Origin of the sequence: Neptunomonas phycophila (assembly GCF_001922575.1) — a bacterium.
GTDB classification, from domain to species: domain Bacteria; phylum Pseudomonadota; class Gammaproteobacteria; order Pseudomonadales; family Balneatricaceae; genus Neptunomonas; species Neptunomonas phycophila.
On sequence record NZ_MRCI01000003.1, the window covers coordinates 168,791 to 191,286 of the forward strand.

Consider the following 22,496-nt stretch of genomic DNA (forward strand, 5'->3'; position numbering starts at 1 on the left):
GTTCATAATAAAAAGCTAGGAAAGTTGTCATGATTGAAGTGTTTGTGTCTTCCAAACAGTTAGAAGCCGAGGATATCTATGTATTTCGGCTGGAGCGGTCTAATGGTGAAGCTTTACCGTCATTTAGTGCGGGAGCTCATATTGATGTGCATTTACCCAACGGCATAATCCGGCAATATTCGCTGTGTAATCATTCTGATGAAACCCACTGTTATGAAATAGGCGTGCTTAAAGATCCCGCATCAAGGGGAGGTTCTTTAGCGATGCATCAGTTAATTAATGAAGGAGATCGACTTCTCATTAGTGAGCCACGTAACCACTTTCCTTTAGTGCATGGTGCGCAAAGGAGCCTGCTGTTTGCGGGGGGAATCGGTGTCACTCCTATTCTGTGCATGGCTGAAAGGTTATCGCACAGCAGTGCAGATTTTGAGATGCACTACTGCACGAGGTCTGAAAACCGCACGGCCTTCGTGGAGCGCATTCAGTCATCTTCATTTAAAAATAAGGTGCATTTTCATTTTGATGATGGCGCGGCCGTTCAAAAGCTTGAAGCAGAAAAATTGTTAGCTAATCCAGTACCGGGTACTCACATTTATGTATGTGGACCTGGTGGTTTTATGGAGCATATCCTCAGTACAGCAAAAGCGAAGGGGTGGCCGCAAGATCAAGTGCATCGTGAATACTTTGCCGCAGCACCTATTGACCACAGTGCTGATGACAGCTTTGAGATTAAGCTCAGTAGCACAGGTCAAGTCTTTGAAGTCCCCGCAGATAAGTCTGTCATTGATGTGCTAGAAGATAACGACATTGATGTACAGTTTTCGTGTGAGACGGGAGTGTGCGGTACGTGCGTAACGCGAATACTGGAAGGTGAGCCAGACCACAGGGACTCTTTTTTTACTGAAGCCGAGCGAGAGAAGAACGACAAATTTACACCGTGTTGCTCTAGAGCTAAGACCCGACAGCTGGTGCTCGATATCTAAATCTGGACATCAGACCCGACACCGATAAACCAATAATAATAGGAAATGTCGATAATGAACTTTAAAAAATGGGCGAGCCTGACCGCCGCCACGTATGCACTGTTAGCCCCACTCAATTTAGCTCACGCTGCAGATGTCACCTTGCGCTTGGCACATCCTTGGCCCGGAAATTCGGACATAAGCAAAGGGTTATCAGCATGGGCAGACTCGTTAACAACTGCATCTGATGGTCGGATTGATGTAGAGCTCTATCCAGCACAAACACTCTCTAAGGCTGCTAAGTCTTATGATGCGGTGATTAGTCAGATCGCTGATGTTGCCGCCACTGTTCAGGGATATACCGCGAATCGCTTTTTGTTAACACAGGTTGTCGAGCTGCCGGGTGTGGTTAATACTGCTGCCCAAGGTTCTTGTGTCTTACAGCAGCTCTATGACGAAGGGGATATCAAGGATGAGTATCAGGATACACACGTACTTTTCGTTTGGACTAATGGGCCTGGCCACCTGCATTTGAAGGGGAAAAGTGTCAAAAAGCCAGAGGATATGGCAGGGCTACGCATTCGTCGTCCAACGACTATTGTGGGGCAGCTACTCGAAGAGTTGGAGGCTCAACCTGTTGGAATGCCAGCACCGGATACTTATCAGTCATTACAAAGGGGAGTGATTGATGGTGTCGCTATGTCATGGGATGGCGTGAAAGTTTTTCGACTGAACGAAGTGGCAGATCACCACACGGAATTAAACCTGTACTCTTTAAGCTTTATGTTAACAATGAATAAACGCGTATATGAAAGCTTACCCGCCGATCTACAAGACATTATTGACCAGCATTCAGGCCATAAATGGTCTCAATTTATGGCGAATATTTTCGATGATCTTGATCGTCAGTCCGTACAAGAAGTCACAGCAATGAAGCAGACCATTACGCATTTTAATGACGAAATAAAGGCAGCGTGGAAGCCTGTGTTAGATGGCGTAACCGCAAGCTATTTAAGCGAACTTGAAAACAAAGGAATGCCAGGTAGACAAGTTTATAATCGCGCTATGAAGCTAAGCGCTGGTTGCAATAGGTAAAACCTGAAAGCAGGTATGTGTTTGTAAGTTTAGGGCAAGAGCAGAGTGCCTCGAAGGCACTACAACGTTAAATTAACATCCAAAGGGAAAATTGGCCTAGGCACGTTGCGATAAGGTAGTCGGTCGTATCGCGGCGTGCAAAGTGCACCGCTATCGCAAACGATAATTTGGCCGGCGATAGGCTCGAATGCTGCACGAAAGTGTTGCATCGACTTCAAGGCCACTACTTTTTTGCCTTGTGGGTTGATACCAAAGGCTTTGAACTGCTGCAAGTCGAGTATTTGTCGCGCGATACTCACGATTAGTATATCGACTCCTTGCACATGTAAAACAACGGTTGTTCCAAAGTGACCACTGAGGCCGTGAATCATGGGGCCATCCCCGATGAAGTGACCGTCACTCACGGACAGCAACTCGCCTTTAACGGTTATGGGTCCGCCTCCGAATTGCGGATCTGTGGTTCCGCCTAAGTCTATTTGAACACAATCACCAGGTGCGTGTGCACTTAACCGGCGGGCGGATTTGGCGTCTACCAGAGGCCCCAAGCAGGCATTACTAACGCCCGCCTCGAGTAGCGCTTTTAGCAGATTGGTTGAGTCTCCGTAGCCGCCTGCACCGGGATTGTCTGCGTAATCTGCAATGATTAAAGGCCCGTCGATGGCTTGATAGTTAGCGGCTAGCGTTGCGGCTTCTGTGGTGGTGAGGTAATGATTTAATACGTCAAAACGCTTATCCCATATGTCGTTAGCAATATGTTCTGCAAATTCTTGATGAGCTTTAAGATCGCCTTGGCAGGTCACGAGTACAGTCGGGCCAATGTCTTTTACATCGGCACTGGCGAAACCTGCGTTGATGCTGACGGCAAAGACATCATCTAACTGTTCATAAGCACGGGCTTTGGCTAGGCGCTCAATCATGGGGCCTATATCGGTGCGTCCGCCATTCACCTCTTCGAGCATAGGTCGGCTAACACGCAGGGTTTGCGGAGTGATCTCTTTGCACAGAGTACGCTGTAAAATATCGCCTGCTTGACGGCCGATTACACGCATGTCGATGTGAGGGTAGGTATTAAATGAAACAATAATATCGGCCAATTCGCACATTTGAGGGCTAACGTTAGCGTGCGGATCTAACGTAATAGCAATAGGTATGTCCATGCCTAGTTGGTCGCGAATCCTCTGCAATAGCTCACCTTCGCCATCTTCTGAAAAATCTAGGCCCATGGCTCCGTGTAGCCCTAAAAGAATCCCATCAAACGTCTGTGCTTCTAATGCGTTGAGTATCGGTTCACATAACCAATCGAAGGCTTTGCGTCTAATTTTACCACTGGGGCCCGCCGCCGCGCTTAAGATGTGCTGCACTGTCCATTCATAATGGCGGCCAGCATCAAGAAACCCAGCTAGTTCAGTATTCTCATGACCCCGTTCGGCGATTGCCGCATCCCCCATCAATGCATAGCGCGCCATAAAGGCTTGTCTTCCTGTTTTACGGCGACTAAATGTGTTGGTTTCATGGGATATTTCGGCTGTCAGAACGGTAAAGGTCATGGGCTATTCCTATGGAAGTGCACGGTGGAGATGGCTAGGTGTCAGGTAAGTTTTCATCAGCTTTGTGACAAAAGGTGATGTCATACTGCGCAGCATGGCGCTGTAATTTAGTTGAAAACGAACTTCAGCACCTACCTGCAAAACATGATGGCTACAATCAACAATAAGGTGGTCGCTACTCGCACTCAGAATGGTGATATCAGTAGGTGCAACTAAGCCAGTAAGGTCAATATCCTGCCGACCAATCGCTAAAATAGCTTGTGTGATCTTGCCGCGGTTGAGTGTTGGGCCTTCTTCGCCAAATGCGCTTTGAGCGATGTCGCCCCAAGGCTGAGTGGGTTTACGTTTTGATTCGATCACTTCTGCCACTAGGGTAATCGCATCGGTATGTAAACCTTCAATGGGTTGTCGGTGTAATGGCTCGCAGCCGAGTAGAATAGACTCACCTAAGCGTAGGTTATTAATGCGGCCTTTGCTGTTATCACTAAACGCCCAGTTAAGGTTAGCCGAGTTACCGCCGGACACAATATCCAAGGTGAGGCCAAATGTCTGCTCGATCATCACCGCTAAGGCCGACAAGGTTTCCATATTTTTCTCGTCAGGAGCCACGCCGCTGCGACAGGCGAGATTAGCGCCGATCCCCTTAAGATCAATGTTAGGCATCGCAAGTACTTGGCTTACCGTGGAGGTCAGATCCGCTGGCATAATGCCTTCACGCAGATCGCCAAGCTCAACCATCAATATGACATCGTGCCTTACCTTTGCCGCTACCGCCGCGTGGGATAGCGCTCGCATAACGGTGATTTCACTATTCAGGCTGACGTCAGTTAATCGGACAACTCGATGTACATCACTCATCATCGGTGTACGGATGAGCATCATAGGCGTGGTTATACCTGCTTCACGCATCCTTTCTATGTTTTCTATGCGCGAGTCGCCAATCAAATTAATACCCGCCTCCAACATCGTGCGGGCGATGTCGGGCGAGCCAAGGCTTGCTTTCATAACGGCCGTAACAGAAATGCCGCGGCGGGCTAAACGATCGACTAGCGCGCGGGCATTATGGCCGATTTTGTCGAGGTCTATCTCTAGTCTAGGCGCGCTCATGGCGCACAAGTGGTCATCTTATCGCTCAGTGATGGGAAAGCCGCGACGACCATGGCCACTAAATCGTTAGCGGGACGTGTAAGCGCATCGGTAGCCGGTATTTTCAGTTCCTGCTCATACGTGATGATGGCTGCACTTACTTCATCATCGCTCATGTGCTCATGGTTGATTGTTATGCCGATGACCTTGGTCGTCGAGAAGGTCTGAATTAGATTGATCTCTGACGCCGGTAACGGCATAGGCATCCGATCAAAGTCGCAGCGAAATGCGCGGCCGGGAGCATGTTGCAGTACAACCGCGTCAGGGCAGCTACCTCGTAAGATAAACGAGGTAGTAGAGAAGGCGGGATGACTTAATGCACCTTGTCCTTCTATCAAAATCACATCGGGCTTTTCTGTTTCGTACGCGTCTAAAATAATCGCTTCGAGTTCACCCGCACAAAACTGCGACGGAACCGCATCCATTGCAATCCCGTAGCGCGCACCTTGAATCAGCCCCGTTTGTCCGGTGCCGATTAATACGACGTTTAGCCCCCGCTCTCTTAATGCACTAGCAATAATGGTAGCCGTGGTGCGTTTTCCAATAGCACAATCGGTGCCTAGCACGGCAATACGTGGGCAACTGACCTCAGCAATCCGCCCCGTAAACATGCGTAAATCTTTCTTGGCTCTAGGCTGTCGAATATCATCAATCGTTACCTGATGAGTCCGACATGCCGCGATGAATTCAGGATCTTCATTGAGGAACTCATGCAGACCGTTAACCAAGCTCATCCCCATCTTCATGGCATCAAGGAGTAACGAGCGTTCTATTGGCGATAGCATGCCGCTGGAAGGCGCCATACCGTAGATAAATACATCGGCGATGCCGCCTGCTTGCGTTAAGGCGTCCGCGAGGTCTTTGCAGACGGGGATCAAGTTCGCTTTGCCATCCAGCACCATGCCGGTATCTGAACCCGCAAGTTTGCTGTCGATGACGGATAAAATGTCGTATTTTTCTGAATGTCGAACTAATCCGTTGGCTGTTTTGCCATCAATTTCGCCAAAATTCGCTTCACAATACAAAATAGCGGTTGGGTTCTTATGTGATTGGCGAGCTGTAAAAGGCAGCGGGCCCGGGCTTTGAATGGGAGAGGGTTGAGTAGTAGCAGTATGTTGTGTTGTAGACGACTGGGTTGGCGAAGGAATCGGTGAATTTTCAGCTAAGGCTGGTGGTCCCTGCGGAATGGCGACACGGGGTTTATTAGGGATAATATGCATAGTAATGACCTCTGTTGAACATGAGCTCAGAGGGCAGCAGATTGTGCCGACCTGCGTAAGTCGGATGTCAAAGAGAACCCCACTAAGCGGTGGGATAAGAGGTTATACTAACACATAAGGCCGATTTATTAGGGTAAATTAATATAATAACCTCCTGTGCAGAATTCGGGCCTTCAAGCTCAAGTTCATTTTTTGCCAATTTTTTAGGTTTTGGCTCTTAACTTTCATCATCTAAGATTAACGAGATATCCTCCGAACGTTTAATCACCTACATGTTTCGTTATCATCCCTTCGAAAGTGCTAAAATATCCCCATACTATGTAGCCCTCAGTTTTTACCGGCACATCACACCTCAATTTGCGTCCCGAAAGGCAATTCATCATGGAAATCAACGTTAATTTTTTAGACAACCTCCGACTCGAAGCAAAGTTTGATGATTTTACGGTGATTGCCGATCAGCCTATTCGTTATAAAGGTGACGGTTCAGCCCCTAGCCCTTTTGATTACTTCTTAGCGTCGTCTGCCTTATGTGCCGCCTATTTTGTCAAGGTGTACTGCGCGGCGCGTGACATCCCCACTGAAGGGATTCGCCTTTCGCAGAATAATATTGTTGATCCGGAAAATCGTTATAACCAGATTTTTCAGATTCAGGTCGAACTCCCCGAGTCTATTTCCGAAAAAGATAAAACAGGTATCTTGCGGTCAATTGAGCGATGCACTGTAAAAAAAGTGGTACAAGAAGGCCCTGAGTTTGCGATCGAGACGGTAGAAAATTTAGACGCGGATACCTCAATTATGGCAATGAAAATGCCAGAGGGTGACGCCAATACGATGATCTTAGGTAAAGATCTTCCGCTTGAAAAAACCATTGCTAATATGACGCAATTGCTAGCTGATTTGGGCATGAAGATCGAGATAGCTTCGTGGCGCAATATTGTGCCCAATGTATGGTCGTTACATATTCGCGATGCCGCTTCCCCCATGTGTTTTACCAATGGTAAGGGCGCAACTAAAGAAAGCGCGTTGTGTTCGGCGTTAGGGGAGTTTATCGAGCGCGCGAGTTGTAACTTCTTTTATAACGACCAATATTTTGGTGAAGACATCGCTAACAGTGAGTTTGTGCATTATCCGCGAGAAAAGTGGTTTGCATTGCCCGAAGACGACTCTCTACCTGAGGGTTTATTGGATGACTATTGCCTCGATATTTTTGATCCCGATGGTGAGTTGGCGGCTTCTAACCTCGTCGATACCAACTCGGGTAACGTGGATCGCGGCATTTGTGCCATTCCTTATGTGCGCCAGTCTGATCAACAGGAAGTCTATTTTCCATCCAACCTGATCGAGAACCTGTTCCTTAGTAACGGCATGAGCGCGGGCAACAATTTAAATGAAGCAAAGGTGCAGTGCTTATCCGAGATTTTTGAGCGAGCGGTTAAAAAGCAAATTATTGAAGAAGAAATCGTTCTGCCTGATGTACCGCCTTCTGTACTGGCCAAGTACCCTCATATCCTTGAAGGGATTAAAGGGTTAGAAGAGAACGGCTTCCCGGTCGTTGTTAAAGATGCCTCGTTGGGCGGTCAGTTTCCGGTGATGTGCGTGACGCTGATGAATCCGCGAACGGGCGGAGTATTTGCGTCATTTGGTGCGCACCCTAGCTTTGAGGTCGCGCTAGAGCGCAGTTTAACTGAATTGCTACAAGGGCGTAGTTTTGAAGGCTTAAATGATGTGCCAGCCCCTACATTCAATAGTTTGGAAGTCAGCGAACCCAATAACTTCGTTGAACACTTTATCGACTCAACAGGTGTTATCTCGTGGAAGTTCTTTAGCGCTAAGCATGATTATGAGTTTTGCGAGTGGGATTTCTCAGGAACCACAGAAGAAGAAAACGCTCGGTTGATGAGCATACTCCATGATATGGGCAAAGAAGTGTACATCGCTGTGTTTGATGAGCTAGGCGCAGCGGCGTGCCGTATCTTGGTACCTGGTTATTCTGAGGTGTATCCTGTTGAGGACCTGATTTGGGATAACACCAATAAATCGCTGTATTTCCGTGAAGATATACTCAACATCCACACTTTAGATGACGAGGCTTTGCAAGATCTAGTCGAGCGTTTAGAAGAAAGTGAGCTGGATAATTATTCGGATATTCGCACACTGATTGGCATCGAATTTGACGAAAATACCCCGTGGGGGCAATTAGATATTGGCGAGTTAAAGTTGCTGATTTATCTAGCGCTGCAAAACTACGAAGAAGCGAAAGAGCGGGTATCGGCTTTTCTTAGCTATAACAACAACACCGTAGAACGGGGCTTGTTTTATCAGGCAGTGAATGCGGTTTTGGATATTATGCTGGACGATGAGCTTGTACTGGAAGACTACCTCCCTAACATGACGCGTATGTTTGGCGCTGAGCGCATGGAGAATGTGGTCGGTACGGTGAACGGCGATGTGAAGTTCTATGGGTTAACTCCTACCAACATGCAGTTGGAAGGGCTAGATCGTCACTTGCGGTTAATTGAAAGCTATAAAAAACTACATGCTTTTAGAGCGGCAAAAGCGAGTGCTTAAGCGATCGTAGGTTAATGGGATGCTTAATACATTATCAATACGCTCGTATACTCGCCAACGCGCAGGGCACGCTCATAATTACCATCAATTGGTTTTGCCTTTATACGGTGTCATTTATATTGAATTAGATACCGTTAGCACGAGAGTGGGGCCTGGCGAGTGTGTTGTGATTAGATCGGGCGATACGCATTATTTCACGGCAAAAGAAGAGTCGCGCTTCGTGGTCGCTGATATGAGCGAATTGCCCGAAAATCTGTGCGATATGTCCAGCTCGGTGTTCTCGGTATCGGAGCCTCTGCGGTGCTATCTAAGTTTTATTGAGTCGCAGCTTGAACACCAAGTGAATACGCATCTCGAAGCGTCGATGTATCATCTGTTTTTTAAACTTTTAGCTGAACAAAACACGCTCAGGCATATCGACATTCGCGTATTATCTGCGCAGACGTATATAGCTGATCATCTATCATCGAGGTTGTCGATAGACCACTTAGCTTCAATTGCCTGCCTAAGCCAGACACAATTTAAAAAAGTCTTTAAAGAACACGTAGGCTTCAGTGTTATGCAGTACATCACACACGTGCGTATGGAAAAGGCTAAGGCATTGTTAGCTCACACGGATTACCCCGTTCAACTAGTCGCTGAAAAGGTAGGCTATACAGATGTGTCTTCGTTTAGTCGACGGTTCACCGCTCATTTTGGTTTGACCCCCCGTGAAATAACCCACTGATGCAGAAACGGCTTATAAGCCTATAAAAGCGTCCGATCTGCATAATAGTTATAGCGCAAATCATTACACTAATGCTTTCTAATAACCGCTAAACGTGTTGATCTAATGAACGAACTTAAAGGCCGCTTTGCTATATTGCTTTCATGTTTTTTGTGGGGAACGACAGGTGTAGCAGCAAGCTTTGCGCCGAACGTCAGCTCCTTAGCAATAGGGGCTTTTTCGATGGGTGTTGGTGGCTTATTGCTGATGCTAACGTCAATGCGGTCGCTTCAACAAGATTGGCATTTATTATGGCGTTGTCGCGTGCTGGTCGTGGTAGGTGCTTTGGCTGTTGTTGTGTACCCACTCGCTTTTTATTCATCCATGCGCTTGGCCGGTCTTGCCGTTGGTAATGTGGTTTCGTTAGCCAGCGCTCCGTTTTTCGCTATCGGGTTTGAGTGTCTGATCAGCAAAAAAAGACCAAGTTTCGCTTTGTTGCTTTCACTCGCTATCGGCTCAGCAGGCATCGTGTTGTTAGCGTTACAAAAAGGGGAAGCCTATGCGGATGCAGCCACCAATCATTTGCAAGGTATAGTGTTAGGTTTGTTAGCCGGTTTGAGCTACGGGCTTTATTCTTGGACAGCCAAACGAATGATTATGCAGGGTGTTAAATCACAGTCGGCTATGGGCAGTATGTTTGGGCTCGCTTCTATCGTATTAATTACCACGCTTTTTTTTACAGGCGAACAGATATTCGCTAGCCAAATGAATACGGGAGTCGTGCTTTATATCGCACTAGTCCCTATGTTTATAGGCTACCTCGCGTTCGGATATGGTTTAGGCTTTGTACCCGCTAGCAGTGCAACACTCATGACGTTGTTTGAGCCAGTGGTCGCTACCGTATTAGCCATAGTCGTACTAGGGGAAGTGGTTACTGCGCTTGGTTGGTTAGGCATGGTGTTCATAATGATGTGCTTATTGTTACAGCTTACTGTGAGGCAAAATAATTCACCGGATTAGCAATCATCTTAGAGCGCTGCATTTTTACTCTGAAATGAACATCGCCGCTACCCTTTTAGGAATCCAGCGGCTCAAAAGAGCAGCTGGATATATTGCACAATAAAGGCTGTGTAGCTGTGTGGGATTTGAGGGAGGAGGTTAGCCTGTAAACGCATCCATATCAGCTTTGGTTGGCAGCGTATTGATCGCTCCTTGCTTAGTCACTGTAAACGCCCCACAACGGCTGGCGAACTGCAGTGCTGGTAACAAGGCAGCAGGTGTTTTGCATAAGTTTTCTAGTGCTGCACGATCAATGTTCTGCTCTGACAGTGAATAGAGCAAGCCACCTACAAATGAATCTCCGGCGGCAGTGCTATCCACCATTTTGACTTTAGGCGGAACCACTTCACCGTTACCTGCTAATGTGTAATAGCGTAAAGGTTTGCCGCCATCGGTGACTAAAACCACCGAGGCGCCGTTGGTAAGGATGCGTTGTATGACGTCATCATGCGATTCGCCGCGGCATAAATAGTCTAGCTCTTCGATGCAGACTTTGAGCATGTCAACATGCGGCATGCAGCGCCATACAGCGGTGTAGGCATCTTCATCTTCGGGCCATAAATTATGGCGCAAGTTCACGTCAAAGCTGATTAAAAAACCGGCTTCATGTGCTTTGCGTATGCCGGCGATGGTGACATCGCGAATACCTTCTTCAGTCAGTGTGTTTGAGCAAAAGTGAAAAATCCCTGGCTCATCAAACCATTCTGATTTGAACTCTTCGGCGCGGAACAAAAGATCAGCCGATGGGCTACGGTAAAATTGAAAGCTGCGGTCGCCATCTTTGTCTAATGATACAAAAGCTAGTGCTGTTTTAGCTTCTGTCGTTTGTAGCATGTAACGGGTGTCGACACCGCAATTGTTTAGTGTTTCGATAAGAAAGTCACCAAACATATCTTGGCCTACTTTGCCGGCAAAGTAACTTGGCGCGCCGAGCTTTCCGACGGCAGCGGCAACGTTAGCAGGCGCCCCGCCAGGGAACTTAATAAATGCTTCGTGTGTATTGTTTAAATCGTCGGTATAACTAATCGAGAGCATATCAATTAGTGCTTCACCAAAGGCGATGACCTTTTTCATGTTGTCTCCGTAAAAAACGACTTAGTCGTTTTATTGTTATTCTAGTTAACGCGTGAATTCTAGAACCGCTCAGATAAAATAAGCAAATACTCTATTGAGCATGAGTTAAATAAATAATCAATGAATCATAAATTAGATTTTTGTAACAATTGAAATAATCTATATTCAGGACTGTGCTATTAACACAGCAAAAACTAATGCCGAACAACAATAAGGAGAGAGGCATGAGCGAATCAGTACGACAACGTATACTTGTCGTGGATGATGAAGCCGACATGCGGGAGCTGCTCCAAGACCTTTTTGAAGACAGTGGGTACGATGTATTGACTGTTTCTAATGGTCAAGGGATGCGCGATGCATTACAAGAGGGAGCCTACTCTTTGGTGATCCTCGATCTTCGCTTAAAAGGCGAAGATGGTATGTTGTTGGCACGCGAGCTCCGCGAAAGCTCCAGTATCCCCATCATGATGCTCACAGGCAAAGGCGATGAAACCGATCGAATATTAGGCCTTGAGTTAGCGGCTGATGATTTTTTGATGAAGCCTTTCAATAACCGAGAGCTGTTAGCCCGCGTACGAGCCATGTTGCGGCGTACAACGCAGTTGAGTAAGCCTGTTGCCCGTAAGGATGATAGCTACAGTCATGAGCGTTTGAGCTTTGATGGGTGGGTCTTAGATTTGACCGGGCGAGAGCTGATTCGTCCTGATGGTGAAACTGAGTCATTAACCTATGGTGAGTTCGCGCTGCTTGAAGCGCTGGTTCGTTCACCGAATCGCGCGTTTAGTCGAGATCAGTTGTTAGAGGCGACTCGGGGTATGAACACAGATGTTTTTGATCGTACCATTGACGTCTTAATTTTACGCCTGCGGCGTAAGATAGAGCCTAATCCTCGGCAGCCAACGTATATTCGAACAGAGCGCGGCGTCGGGTATATCTTTAATGGAAACGTTATCCAGTGTTAACGCTCCTTAAGCGATTGCGGCATTACCATCCTTTGCGAGGGATGCAAGCCCGAGCGCGTTTGATGTTAGCGTTTACAATTTTAGCAGGCTCGACCATGGCGCTGGCGATGGTCGGATGGATTGGCCTTAACAATACCGCAACGGCTTTAAATGAGTTTGAACGACAAGCTCTGCCTGATATTTCGCGCTCTCTTGCTTTGGCTGAGCGGACCGCTAACTTAGCCGCCGTGGCTCCTTATGTGGCTAATACAAGCAGCCCTTCGATGTTACAGTCCTTAAGTAATACGCTCGAAGAAAAGATACAAATTGTTTTAACCATGGCGAAAGATATCCCCGAGTTGGATAATGCCGCCCCTCAACTACCTGCTTTGCTAGAGCGCCTTGAAAAGACGGTTACCGAGCTTATTTCATTAACACGCCAGCACCTACTGCTACGTGAAGATATTCGTCAAGTGGAATATCGTTTAACCTTGTTAAAGGAACGTATAAAAGAGAAAAGCTTAGCCTCAAACCCCAATAACCGTCAGGTGTTGAGTTTGTTATTTATGCTGGATCAATTGAATTCTGCGACTCAACAATCTGATATGGATCGCCTATCGTTAATACAGCAATCATTTAGTGGCGCCCTCGATGCCTTTGGAGCCCAGGACACGCTTAATGCGTCGCCTTTGCCTTCCCAAATGGCGCCTATTCTTAGCGAGTTTCAAGCGTTAGGGTTGGGGGCTCGCAATGTCTATTCTGTGCGCCGTGATCAGTTAATACTGCAGCAGCGTCGGGCTTTTTTATTGGCTTCTACCCGGGCTGTTTCCGACCAGTTGAGCGGCGAAGTTAAACATTTCGTTGATAATGTTCAACAGCAAATCACCGCGCAAAGTGACCAAGTTGGCAACGCCGTTAACTCGGGAAAAACCAGTATTCTACTTTTTGCCTTGCTATGCTTTACGGCCACTTTAGGGGGTATCTGGGTAGTAAGGGAGTTGACGGGGCATCTTGGCCGAGTTACTAAGGTGATGACTCGTTTAGCGGCGGGCGAAAAGCAGCTGCCTACACCGGCAGTTGAGCGTCGTGATGAAATAGGGGAGTTGGCTCGTGCGTTTGAGGTCTTTAGAGAAAACGCAGTAGAAATCGATCGTATTAGTCAAAACCTTAAAGAACAGTCGCGCTTACTAGAGACTATTTTTGAAAATATTAATGATGGTTTAAGCGTTTTTGATGAAAATAATAGGCTGATTGCTTGGAATCCTCAGTATGTCTCCATTCTAGAGCTGCCCGCTAATCAGCTAAAACCGGGTATGCCAATTGAATCCATACACCCTTTGCTCTCACAAGAAGCCCAAGACAGCTGGGCTCTGGATGGTATGGCTTTGGATAGGGATGAGGTTAATCAGCTTCGTAAACAACGGACTCAGCGGTTTGAACGGCATTTTCCAGGCGGGCGCGTTGTCGAATTTCGTAGTAACCCAATGCCTGACGGTGGGTTCGTTACCTTGTATAGCGACTTAACTGAGCGTAAAACGATAGAAGCGCAGTTACGCCAATCACAAAAGATGGAAGTGTTAGGCCAGCTAACAGGTGGTGTCGCCCATGACTTTAACAACCTATTGGCTGCGATCTTTGGAAATTTACAATTATTAGAAGACTCGCTCCCTGCTGAGGGTAAACAATTGCGCTATGCGCAACGGGCTTTATCGGCCGCCGAGCGAGGCAAAAGCCTCACACAGCGTTTGTTAGCGTTCTCGCGTAAACAACTGTTGCAACCTGAAACCACCGAAGTGGACGGGTTGATCGAAGGCATGTTGGATTTAATGGAATACAGTGTGGGCGAACAGACTGAAATCCAGTTAGATCTGCAGGCGGCTGGTTGGTGGGTATCGGTTGACCCTAGCCAGTTAGAAAATGCGTTGTTGAATTTAGCGATCAATAGCAGCGCTGCAATGCCCAATGGCGGCTCTGTATCTTTTAAAACCCGACAGCTCACAGATCAGTTATTAAATGGTCGGCGGTGTGATTTGTTAGCCATCACTGTAAGCGATACGGGTTGCGGAATACCTCAATCGATATTACGCCGGGTTTTTGAGCCCTTCTTTACCACCAAAGAAATTGGCGAAGGCAGCGGTTTAGGGCTCAGTATGGTGTATGGCTTTGTGAAGCAGTCTAACGGCGACATTCATATAACCAGCGCCGAGGGCGAAGGCACGCAGATTGAAATTTGGCTGCCAAGGGTGATTGAAACAACGACACAAGCAAACAGCACACTATTGACACAAGAAAATACGAAGGGCAGCGGCCAGCATGTATTATTGGTTGAAGACGATGCTCAGGTAGCACAAACTGCTGAAGCGTTATTGGAAAGTTTAGGGTATCAGGTAACGGTAGTTAACCATGCTGTGGGGGCAATGGACGCGTTAGATAAAGCAAACGATGTGGCGCTTGTACTGACGGATATTAACCTTGGAAGTGCTGTTAATGGCGTTCAGTTGAGTGACATGATTAACGAGCGTTGGTCAGCGTTGCCTGTACTTTTGACATCCGGATTACATAAACAGCAGTTAAAACAACGCTATGGCTTACTCGACAGCCATGCGTTGCTCGCAAAGCCATATACGCGTGATGAATTAGCCGTAGCCGTTCATCGACGTTTACATCATCCTACGGCCTCCGGAGGGAAAGGTAATGACGTATCAGGATAGGCGGAATGAGTATCATGATTTATAAAAAATATGCGCCATTACTTTTAGCATGCGCGGTGAGCATGGGAACGTGTTTTCATGCACTAGCGGAGCCGCCGGCTCGTCTAAAAATTGGCGTTTCGGTGTCGGACTTAGGAAATCCGTTTTTTGCACGCATCGCTCAAGGTGCGAAAGCAAAGGCGCAAGAGTTAGTGGGCGACAATGCAGAGGTAATCCTTGTATCCAGTGCGTACGATGTAGAGCGCCAGCGTCGCCAAATAGATCAGTTTGTATCACAGCGGGTTGATATGATCTTATTATCTGCCGCTGTCTACGACGCCTTTGAAGAAGCAATCGCTCGAGCTCAACAGGCCGGCGTAAAGGTGCTCGCTGTGGATGTGAACGCCGCGGGAGCCGATGCCACTGTTACTACCAACAACCCTCAGGCTGGTGAAATAGCGTGCCAGTATATAGCCGAGCAGATCAATGGCGCAGGTAACGTGGTTATTCTAAATGGCCCGCAAGTATCGTCTATTATTGAGCGTGTTCAAGGTTGTGAAACCGTGTTAGCTGACTACCCAGATATCACCATTTTATCAGATGATCGCAACAGTGGTGGCAGCCGCGAGGGCGGTTTGGAAATGATGACGCACTTGTTAATGATCTATCCGCATATCGATGCGGTTTTTACCATTAATGATCCGGCGGCGCTGGGTGCGGAAGTGGCTGCCCAACAATCAGGCCGTGATGAGTTTATTATCGTGAGTGTGGACGGCGCGCCTTCAGTGATTGAAGCTATGTCGCAACCCAACACACTGATTCGTGGAACGGCGACACAGTCTCCAACACAGATGGCTAAAAAGGCTGTCGAAATGGGGTATGAATTGATGCAAGGCCATACGCTAGAAACAAACGAAGTGCTCATTCCTGCGGTGCTGATTACACCGGAAAATAATAAGTCCGCTAAAACTTGGTAAGTTTTACGCAAACGAGTGCAGTGAGTTAGTGTGAGTGTTAAGAAAGGCGGTTTGAATGGGGTGGGGAGAAAAGAATCCGGCTCTGCCCAGTATGACCAAGTCTACAGAGCCGGATAAAGGATGCTCGTTATTCCGCGAAAGCACCTGCCTGGTGATCTTCAGGGTTCATTGCACCCGTCATAATCGCCACCGCATCGTTCATGGTGTGTGTGCTGGGTTTTATGACCGCAACACGTTTACCTAAACGGTGGATGTGGATTCGATCGGCTACTTCAAAAACGTGGGGCATGTTATGGCTGATAAGTACCACAGACAAACCACGGTCACGTACGTCTTTAATCAAATTCAACACGCGACGGGATTCTTTTACCCCTAGTGCGGCGGTCGGCTCATCCATAATAACAACATGCTTCGCAAACGCAGCTGCACGCGCTACGGCAACCCCTTGACGCTGACCACCTGAAAGCGTTTCTACCGCTTGGTTAATGTTTTGGATGGTTAACAAGCCAAGATCGCTTAGTTTTTGTTTGGCCTCATCTTCCATCGCCTTGCGGTCTAGCATTCTGAAAACAGAGCCTAAGATACCTGGGCGACGGCGTTCGCGTCCTAGGTATAGGTTGTTAGCAATACCGAGTGATGGAGATACCGCTAAGTTCTGATACACAGTTTCGATGCCTGAATTACGCGCATCCATTGGGCTTTTGAAGCTAATAGGATTGCCATCCAGTTTGATCTCACCTGAATCTGGAATCATAGCGCCTGACAACGCTTTGATCAGGGAGGATTTACCAGCACCGTTATCACCGATAACCGCTAGGATTTCACCACGACGCAAGTCAAAATCTGCACCGTCCATGGCCGTTACGTGGCCATAGCGTTTAACGAGGTTACGACCTTCTAAAACGTTAGTAATGCTCATATCACACCTTCCTGATCCACTGGTCCATACCTACTGCAACAATAATCAGTAAGCCGACGGTAAATTCTTGCCAGAGTACATCAACACCCGCCAGCGCAAGACCATTACGGAATACACCAACCACAAGGGCGCCAATCAAGGTTCCGAAGATGGCTCCACGGCCACCAAAGAGACTGCAGCCACCGATAACCACGGCGGTGATACTGTCTAGGTTAGCCATCATGCCTGCTTGTGGGCTGACTGAGCCGATGCGACCAATTAACGCCCAAGCACCGATGGCACACACGATACCGGCAACGACATAGACAGACATGAGGATACGATCAGTACGGATACCTGCTAAGCGTGCTGCGGCAGGGTCATCACCTGTGGCATACACATGGCGGCCCCAAGCGGTCCAATTCAGTGCGTACCAAACTAATAAAAACAGTGCCAGCATCAGCAGTGAGCCATAGCTAAGTTTGGCACCAAAAAACTCTATGGTTTGCCCGGTCCAGTGCAGTAGTGGCGCGACATTGTCGATGGCTTGTGAGCGGATCGTTTCGCTTTTTGAATACCACAAATTCAAGGCAAAAAAGATATTCCATGTACCCAATGTCACAATGAAAGGCGGTAAACGGAAAAAAGTAACAAGTAAGCCATTAATATAACCGCAGACTGCACCAGCAAATAAGCCGATACCTAATGCGGCAAAAGGAGGCAAGCCAATATCAATGGCCATTCGGCCCATGATGACAGAGGTAAGTACCATGATGGCACCGACAGAGAGGTCGATACCCGCAGTTAATATAATGAGGGTTTGGGCAATACCCAAAATGCCGATGATCGTTACCTGTTGGAGGATCAAGGACATGTTATACGGGTGTAAGAAACGATCCCCGATAATAAAACTAAAAGCAGCTACCGCTAGCAGTAATACGATGGCCGGTGCCGCTGTTGGGTGCTGGTGGAAGAAGCGATGTGCTCGTTCCATAAAAGAGAGTTTTTCAGCTTCAAACTTAGCGAAATCGCCTTTGGCTGATGAAGCAACTAGCTCGTGTTGAGCGGCTTCTTGTTTGGGGGCTGATGCAGGATTGGCCATGAGGATCTCCCGGTGTTACGCAGTAAAAGCAGGGCAGCTCTGCCCTGCTGGACTTATATCAAACGCGGAGTTATTAGCCCCAGCACATACCTAGGCCATCTTTAGATGACGTAGATTTAACACCGTCTTGAGGTGCGTCGGTAATGAGCTCTACACCAGTGTTAACAAAGTCTAAGCCTTCAGTTGCTGAAGGTTTAGTACCTGTTTTAGCGTACTCAAGTACAGCTTCTACACCCATAGATGCCATGCGTAGAGGGAACTGCATAGACGTTGCGCCGATCACGCCGTCTTTAACGTTTTCAACACCAGGGCAGCCGCCATCTACAGATACGATTAATACATCGTCTTGGCGGCCAGCCGCTTTAAGTGCCTCGTAGGCGCCGGCAGCCGCAGGCTCGTTAATGGTGTAAACCACGTTGATGCCCGGATCTTTTTGCAGCAAGTTTTCCATGGCACGACGACCACCTTCTTCGGCACCGCTTGTTACGTCATGACCGACGATACGGGCATCAGATTCGTCACCGATTATGTTTGGATCTTTTACATCGATGCCAAAGCCTTCTAAGAAGCCTTGGTCACGTGCAACGTCAACTGTGATCATGCTGCTGTTTAAGTCGAGCATGGCAATTTTCGCGTTTGCAGCGTCATCGCCTAATGTTTTAGCGGCCCATTGACCGATCAAAACGCCTGCTTTGTAGTTATCAGTGGCGAACGTAGCATCAGCCGCATCAGCAGGGCTTAATGGAGTGTCGAGAGCGATGACTAACAAACCTTCTTTACGTGCACGATCAATGGCTGGAACGATAGCTACTGGGTCGCTTGGGGCAATCAAGATACCTTTAGCGCCTGACGCGATAAGGTTTTCAATAGCTTGCACTTGAGATTGGTTGTCACCGTCAAACTTACCGGAAAATGTACGTAGATCAACGCCCATCGCGTCAGCTTTTTCCTGAGCGCCTTCGCGCATTTTTACGAAGAATGGGTTGGTATTCGTTTTTGTGATCAAACCTACTACTGGCTTGTCAGCGGCTGTGGCGAAAGGTGTCGCAATGGCTGCAGACATAGCTAGTGCTAAAAGACCGGATTTCATTTTCATGGAAACACTCCCGTTATTCTTGTTTTGGATGTTTTGTATTCGTTGTCTTTATCGTTGGAATATCTAAATCTGGAAGCACACCAGCCTGTCGTTCAGAGGTTTATACAGATAGCTGTTAAATCACTGCGGCAGGCGGGGCTCACTTTCAATTAGAAAGGCGGCGAGTTAATGACGAATTTCCAATCGACATATTTCTGTTAACAATTGAAATATTTGCCGACTGTAGATGTATAACGGCTATGGGAGCCAAGTAAGTGGGGTGCTATAGTCGCACCAACAAGAGCGAGTAAAAAAAGCAACAATACAAAAGCAGGGAGACAACAGGTGAACGAAACGGTTACTTCATTTGCAGTAAACTTTATTGCCACGATTGGCATTTTATTTTTGGTAATCTTTGTTGTGTTGGTTATAGCGGGCGTTGTTATGTACCGCCATGACCGTAAACAAACCTCACAAACGATTTTGCGTAATTATCCGTTGATTGGCCGGTTTCGATACCTTTTTGAGCATCTGGGTGAGTTTTTCCGCCAATATTTCTTTGCGATGGATCGAGAGGAGCTACCCTTTAACCGCGCCCAGCGTAGTTGGGCTTATCGCGCAGCAAAGAATGTTGATAACACGGTCGCATTTGGTTCTACGCGTGACTTACGTCGAGCGGGTACTTACTACTTTTTAAACTGCCCATTTCCAACCTTGTCGGAAGATTCAGCAGCATCGCAGCCTATGCGTATCGGGCCATATTGTCGCGAGCCTTATGATGCACCTTCTTTCTTCAACATTTCGGGGATGAGCTACGGGGCTTTATCAAAGCCGGCGGTTCAAGCGCTATCGCGTGGGGCAGCCAAAGCAGGGTGCTGGATGAATACTGGGGAAGGCGGGCTGTCGCCTTACCATTTAGAAGGAGGCTGCGATATTGTCTTTCAAATTGGTACGGCTAAATATGGCGTGCGTAACAGTGAAGGCCTCTTATCTGATGAAAAACTGCGTGAGAAAGCGGCGCACCCGCAGGTGAAAATGTTTGAGCTTAAGCTCAGCCAAGGGGCTAAGCCTGGGAAAGGGGGGATTTTACCGGCAGAAAAGGTTAACCAAGAAATCGCAGATATTCGCGGTATACCCGTAGGGCATGCATCGATTAGCCCTAATCGACATCCTGATATCGCCTCAATGGATGATTTACTTGACCGTCTGATTCATATTCGTGAAGTAACCGGGAAACCCGTGGGCTTTAAGTTGGTGCTGGGGACGACCGATTGGTTGGATCAGTTTTGCGAGGCAGTATTGAAGCGCGGTATAGAGGCTGCACCAGACTTTATCACACTGGATAGCGCTGACGGTGGCACGGGAGCGGCACCGATGCCTTTGATGGATAGCGTTGGCTTACCGGTCAGTGAGAGCTTACCTATATTGGTCAACAAGCTGATTCAGTATGAACTACGTGATCGTATTCGCATTATTGTTTCTGGGAAGATGATTAACCCGACCGATGTGGCGGCCGCCATTTGTGTAGGGGCTGACTTTGTTGTGAGTGCGCGCGGGTTTATGTTTGCGCTAGGGTGTATTCAGGCATTGCAGTGTAATAAAAATACGTGTCCTACGGGTGTGACAACTCACAATCCTGATTTGAACCAAGGGCTAGTTCCTATTGATAAAGCGGAGCGGGTAGCGCACTACCATCATAATCTAGTGCATGAAGTGGAAACGATTGCACATTCGTGTGGTGCTCCGGAACCTAGACAGCTCAAGCGCCATCATGCTGCGGTGGTCTTGGATGGAGGGCGTTCTGTGCCGTTGAATATAATTTACCCAGAGCACTAAGCGTAATCGGCTATTGAAGCCTTTAAATATTAAAGGCAGTACCCTAGGGTGACAGGCTACCTTTGTAATTAGGCACAGGTAGCCTTATGTATCAAAGTCTGTTTTATTTTGTCGACTAAATGTCGTCAAACCATGTGTCTAGGGCTTCTTTTTCTAGGCGCTTCTGTTCGCGATGCGCTTCAATTGCGCGTCTTGCTGCTAGTAAACGCTTAGAGGCGACTTGCTTGCTGCGTTGCTTTTCCTCGTCTTCGTAGCCAATCAGAGTATCAATAATTTCGATTTGTACGTCGCTTAGATTACCGCTTTTTTGATTAAGCATCTTTTGTAACCTCACTCATTATTATCGAGTCCGTGAACCGAGTAGGTTCATCAGTTTTTAACTGATGTCCCTTTTTTTACCCAATTACTGATCGTTTTTCAACCAAGTATTGCGTTGTTCAGGCAGATTAATCATTGAGGATTACAATTTTATGACGAGGATAGACGACTTTAGTGCTAATTAAATGGCTTTAGACGCTCGCAGGATGCTATGGAGATCTTTTTGCTCGAAGAACCGTCGTAAATAGTGAGCAGCGCCTAGTCGTCAGTGTTATCGTTTCGTCGAGTTACTAAGCGTTTATCATTTTGGCGTAGCGAGCGTAAGCTTCGTTTGATTGTTTTGAGGTGATCGATTAATGCCGGGCCAAGTCGCATAGCAACGCCTACGGCTAGGATATCAATGACGACCAAATGCATCACGCGGGACGACATGAGCGTGCTGAGGTCTTTGTCTTCTTCAATATCGATATGGATAGGAATTGTGGCAATTTCAGCCAACGGCGTATGACTGGGGCACAGCGTAATTAACGTCGCACCAGCTTCCCTAACCAGTTTAGCCGTATGCAACAAGTCTTTGGTGCGCCCTGTTTGTGATATGGCGACCACGACATCGCTTTTACTCATTGATACAGCGGAAATGGTTTGCATGTGCGGGTCGGAGTAAGCTGCAGCCGAGATTTGTAACCGGTAAAACTTATGCTGCGCATCGCTACAGACGGCTGCAGAGGCGCCAAAGCCGTAAAATTCGATACGTTTTGCTTTAACCAGAGCGTCAATGGCACTTTCTAGCGTAGCGGCATCTAACTGATCACGGATGTTAACCATATTACCAATCATGGAATCAAAGATTTTTTGCTTAAATTCGGCAACGGTATCTTTGGAATCCAGCGCAAACTGCTCAAAATTCGTGCTACTGGCTAATCCCTGTGCGAGGGTCAGCTTGAAGTCTTGAAAACCGTCGTAGTGAAGAGCTCGGCAGAAGCGCACAACGGTTGGCTCACTGACTTGTGCTTGAGCAGCCAAATCAACAATACGCATGTGAATTACGTCATTGGGATTGAGCAGCACAAAGTCGGCCACCTTTTGCTCAGATTTTCTCAGCTTAGGGCGTGCATCGGTAATGGACTTAAGTAAATTAGCTGAGTTCAAAGCAAGCTGTTTCCTAAACAGTCATGAAGAACCTCAAGTATATCAATGAAAAAGGAAACAACCTAACCAGATTGCCATGCGATATTAATGCAAGAATACTGAGGGATGCTTGCGTATGATGTGAGCTTAATAA

Annotated in this window: 18 protein-coding genes; 9 read left to right on the forward strand and 9 right to left on the reverse strand. The window is 47.4% G+C overall.

All coding sequences use genetic code 11. The features are described 5' to 3' along the window. Positions 1 to 29 precede the first annotated feature (29 nt). Positions 30 to 983 (forward strand): PDR/VanB family oxidoreductase, encoded by a 954-nt coding sequence (locus BS617_RS16285; RefSeq protein WP_075174049.1) that lies wholly within the window; start codon positions 30 to 32, stop codon positions 981 to 983. Between the two features lie 54 nt (positions 984 to 1,037). Further along, complete coding sequence (locus BS617_RS16290; RefSeq protein WP_075174050.1) at positions 1,038 to 2,057, forward strand: TRAP transporter substrate-binding protein; 1,020 nt, start codon at positions 1,038 to 1,040, stop codon at positions 2,055 to 2,057. A 59-nt stretch (positions 2,058 to 2,116) separates the two neighbouring features. Here BS617_RS16290 and BS617_RS16295 read toward each other — a convergent pair whose 3' ends face one another. From BS617_RS16295 to BS617_RS16305, 3 genes are read right to left on the reverse strand one after another with little or no spacing between them, the layout of a single operon-like run. After that, positions 2,117 to 3,604, reverse strand: coding sequence for a M81 family metallopeptidase (locus BS617_RS16295; RefSeq protein WP_075174051.1), 1,488 nt, complete (start codon positions 3,602 to 3,604; stop codon positions 2,117 to 2,119). A 9-nt stretch (positions 3,605 to 3,613) separates the two neighbouring features. Further along, on the reverse strand, positions 3,614 to 4,711 hold the full coding sequence (locus tag BS617_RS16300) for an alanine/ornithine racemase family PLP-dependent enzyme (protein WP_075174052.1): 1,098 nt from the start codon (positions 4,709 to 4,711) through the stop codon (positions 3,614 to 3,616). Next, positions 4,708 to 5,970 carry an N-acetyltransferase DgcN family protein gene (locus BS617_RS16305; protein ID WP_083610169.1) on the reverse strand — a complete coding sequence of 421 codons (1,263 nt, stop codon included), beginning with the start codon at positions 5,968 to 5,970 and terminating at the stop codon, positions 4,708 to 4,710. Before BS617_RS16305 ends, BS617_RS16300 begins: the two co-directional genes overlap by 4 nt. 381 nt (positions 5,971 to 6,351) lie before the next feature. Between BS617_RS16305 and BS617_RS16310 the strand changes: the two genes are divergently transcribed. The 3 genes from BS617_RS16310 to BS617_RS16320 all read left to right on the forward strand — a co-directional run bounded on the left by BS617_RS16310 (position 6,352) and on the right by BS617_RS16320 (position 10,264). After that, a complete protein-coding gene (locus BS617_RS16310) occupies positions 6,352 to 8,538 on the forward strand; it encodes an OsmC domain/YcaO domain-containing protein (protein WP_075174053.1) in 2,187 nt (728 codons plus the stop codon). 19 nt (positions 8,539 to 8,557) lie between these two features. Then, positions 8,558 to 9,265 (forward strand): AraC family transcriptional regulator, encoded by a 708-nt coding sequence (locus BS617_RS16315; RefSeq protein ID WP_075174054.1) that lies wholly within the window; start codon positions 8,558 to 8,560, stop codon positions 9,263 to 9,265. A gap of 105 nt (positions 9,266 to 9,370) precedes the next feature. Next, positions 9,371 to 10,264, forward strand: coding sequence for a DMT family transporter (locus BS617_RS16320; protein WP_075174055.1), 894 nt, complete (start codon positions 9,371 to 9,373; stop codon positions 10,262 to 10,264). Positions 10,265 to 10,402: 138 nt separating this feature from the next. On the opposite strand, the gene BS617_RS16325 is transcribed toward BS617_RS16320, so the two are convergent. Continuing rightward, positions 10,403 to 11,377: a carbohydrate kinase family protein gene (locus BS617_RS16325; RefSeq protein ID WP_075174056.1), complete on the reverse strand. Its 975-nt coding sequence runs from the start codon at positions 11,375 to 11,377 to the stop codon at positions 10,403 to 10,405. Between the two features lie 224 nt (positions 11,378 to 11,601). On the opposite strand from BS617_RS16325, the gene BS617_RS16330 reads away from it, so the two are divergent. The 3 genes from BS617_RS16330 (at position 11,602) to BS617_RS16340 (ending at position 15,985) form a co-directional block, all read left to right on the forward strand. Next, positions 11,602 to 12,339, forward strand: coding sequence for a response regulator (locus BS617_RS16330; protein ID WP_075174057.1), 738 nt, complete (start codon positions 11,602 to 11,604; stop codon positions 12,337 to 12,339). Between the two features lie 62 nt (positions 12,340 to 12,401). Next, positions 12,402 to 15,029 (forward strand): PAS-domain containing protein, encoded by a 2,628-nt coding sequence (locus BS617_RS16335; protein ID WP_170870375.1) that lies wholly within the window; start codon positions 12,402 to 12,404, stop codon positions 15,027 to 15,029. Positions 15,030 to 15,034: 5 nt separating this feature from the next. Continuing rightward, positions 15,035 to 15,985: an ABC transporter substrate-binding protein gene (locus tag BS617_RS16340; protein WP_212667475.1), complete on the forward strand. Its 951-nt coding sequence runs from the start codon at positions 15,035 to 15,037 to the stop codon at positions 15,983 to 15,985. Positions 15,986 to 16,112: 127 nt separating this feature from the next. Here the strand turns inward: BS617_RS16340 and BS617_RS16345 are convergent, their stop codons facing one another. The 3 genes from BS617_RS16345 to BS617_RS16355 form a co-directional block, all read right to left on the reverse strand. Further along, entirely contained in the window at positions 16,113 to 16,904 is a 792-nt protein-coding gene (locus BS617_RS16345; protein ID WP_075174058.1) for an ATP-binding cassette domain-containing protein, read from the reverse strand. Between the two features lies 1 nt (position 16,905). Continuing rightward, positions 16,906 to 17,985, reverse strand: coding sequence for an ABC transporter permease (locus tag BS617_RS16350; protein WP_075174059.1), 1,080 nt, complete (start codon positions 17,983 to 17,985; stop codon positions 16,906 to 16,908). Between the two features lie 73 nt (positions 17,986 to 18,058). Beyond that, positions 18,059 to 19,081, reverse strand: coding sequence for a sugar ABC transporter substrate-binding protein (locus BS617_RS16355; protein WP_075174060.1), 1,023 nt, complete (start codon positions 19,079 to 19,081; stop codon positions 18,059 to 18,061). Positions 19,082 to 19,405: 324 nt separating this feature from the next. On the opposite strand from BS617_RS16355, the gene BS617_RS16360 reads away from it, so the two are divergent. After that, a complete protein-coding gene (locus BS617_RS16360; RefSeq protein WP_075174061.1) occupies positions 19,406 to 20,896 on the forward strand; it encodes an FMN-binding glutamate synthase family protein in 1,491 nt (496 codons plus the stop codon). Between the two features lie 115 nt (positions 20,897 to 21,011). Here the strand turns inward: BS617_RS16360 and BS617_RS16365 are convergent, their stop codons facing one another. Beyond that, positions 21,012 to 21,215 carry a PA3496 family putative envelope integrity protein gene (locus BS617_RS16365; protein WP_075174062.1) on the reverse strand — a complete coding sequence of 68 codons (204 nt, stop codon included), beginning with the start codon at positions 21,213 to 21,215 and terminating at the stop codon, positions 21,012 to 21,014. Positions 21,216 to 21,472: 257 nt separating this feature from the next. Further along, positions 21,473 to 22,363, reverse strand: coding sequence for a transcriptional regulator HexR (gene hexR / locus BS617_RS16370; protein WP_075174063.1), 891 nt, complete (start codon positions 22,361 to 22,363; stop codon positions 21,473 to 21,475). Between the last annotated feature and the right edge of the window lie 133 nt (positions 22,364 to 22,496).

Excerpts from the sequence above, each read along its gene's own strand:
- BS617_RS16295 (WP_075174051.1), bottom strand. The coding sequence starts at position 3,604 with ATGACCTTTACCGTTCTGACAGCCGAAATATCCCATGAAACCAACACA.
- BS617_RS16285 (WP_075174049.1), top strand. The coding sequence starts at position 30 with ATGATTGAAGTGTTTGTGTCTTCCAAACAGTTAGAAGCCGAGGATATC.
- BS617_RS16290 (WP_075174050.1), top strand. The coding sequence starts at position 1,038 with ATGAACTTTAAAAAATGGGCGAGCCTGACCGCCGCCACGTATGCACTG.
- BS617_RS16300 (WP_075174052.1), bottom strand. The coding sequence starts at position 4,711 with ATGAGCGCGCCTAGACTAGAGATAGACCTCGACAAAATCGGCCATAAT.
- BS617_RS16320 (WP_075174055.1), top strand. The coding sequence starts at position 9,371 with ATGAACGAACTTAAAGGCCGCTTTGCTATATTGCTTTCATGTTTTTTG.
- BS617_RS16335 (WP_170870375.1), top strand. The coding sequence starts at position 12,402 with ATGTTAGCGTTTACAATTTTAGCAGGCTCGACCATGGCGCTGGCGATG.
- BS617_RS16305 (WP_083610169.1), bottom strand. The coding sequence starts at position 5,970 with ATGCATATTATCCCTAATAAACCCCGTGTCGCCATTCCGCAGGGACCA.
- BS617_RS16365 (WP_075174062.1), bottom strand. The coding sequence starts at position 21,215 with ATGCTTAATCAAAAAAGCGGTAATCTAAGCGACGTACAAATCGAAATT.
- BS617_RS16355 (WP_075174060.1), bottom strand. The coding sequence starts at position 19,081 with ATGAAAATGAAATCCGGTCTTTTAGCACTAGCTATGTCTGCAGCCATT.
- BS617_RS16350 (WP_075174059.1), bottom strand. The coding sequence starts at position 17,985 with ATGGCCAATCCTGCATCAGCCCCCAAACAAGAAGCCGCTCAACACGAG.
- BS617_RS16345 (WP_075174058.1), bottom strand. The coding sequence starts at position 16,904 with ATGAGCATTACTAACGTTTTAGAAGGTCGTAACCTCGTTAAACGCTAT.
- BS617_RS16315 (WP_075174054.1), top strand. The coding sequence starts at position 8,558 with ATGCTTAATACATTATCAATACGCTCGTATACTCGCCAACGCGCAGGG.
- BS617_RS16330 (WP_075174057.1), top strand. The coding sequence starts at position 11,602 with ATGAGCGAATCAGTACGACAACGTATACTTGTCGTGGATGATGAAGCC.
- BS617_RS16325 (WP_075174056.1), bottom strand. The coding sequence starts at position 11,377 with ATGAAAAAGGTCATCGCCTTTGGTGAAGCACTAATTGATATGCTCTCG.
- BS617_RS16310 (WP_075174053.1), top strand. The coding sequence starts at position 6,352 with ATGGAAATCAACGTTAATTTTTTAGACAACCTCCGACTCGAAGCAAAG.
- BS617_RS16340 (WP_212667475.1), top strand. The coding sequence starts at position 15,035 with ATGAGTATCATGATTTATAAAAAATATGCGCCATTACTTTTAGCATGC.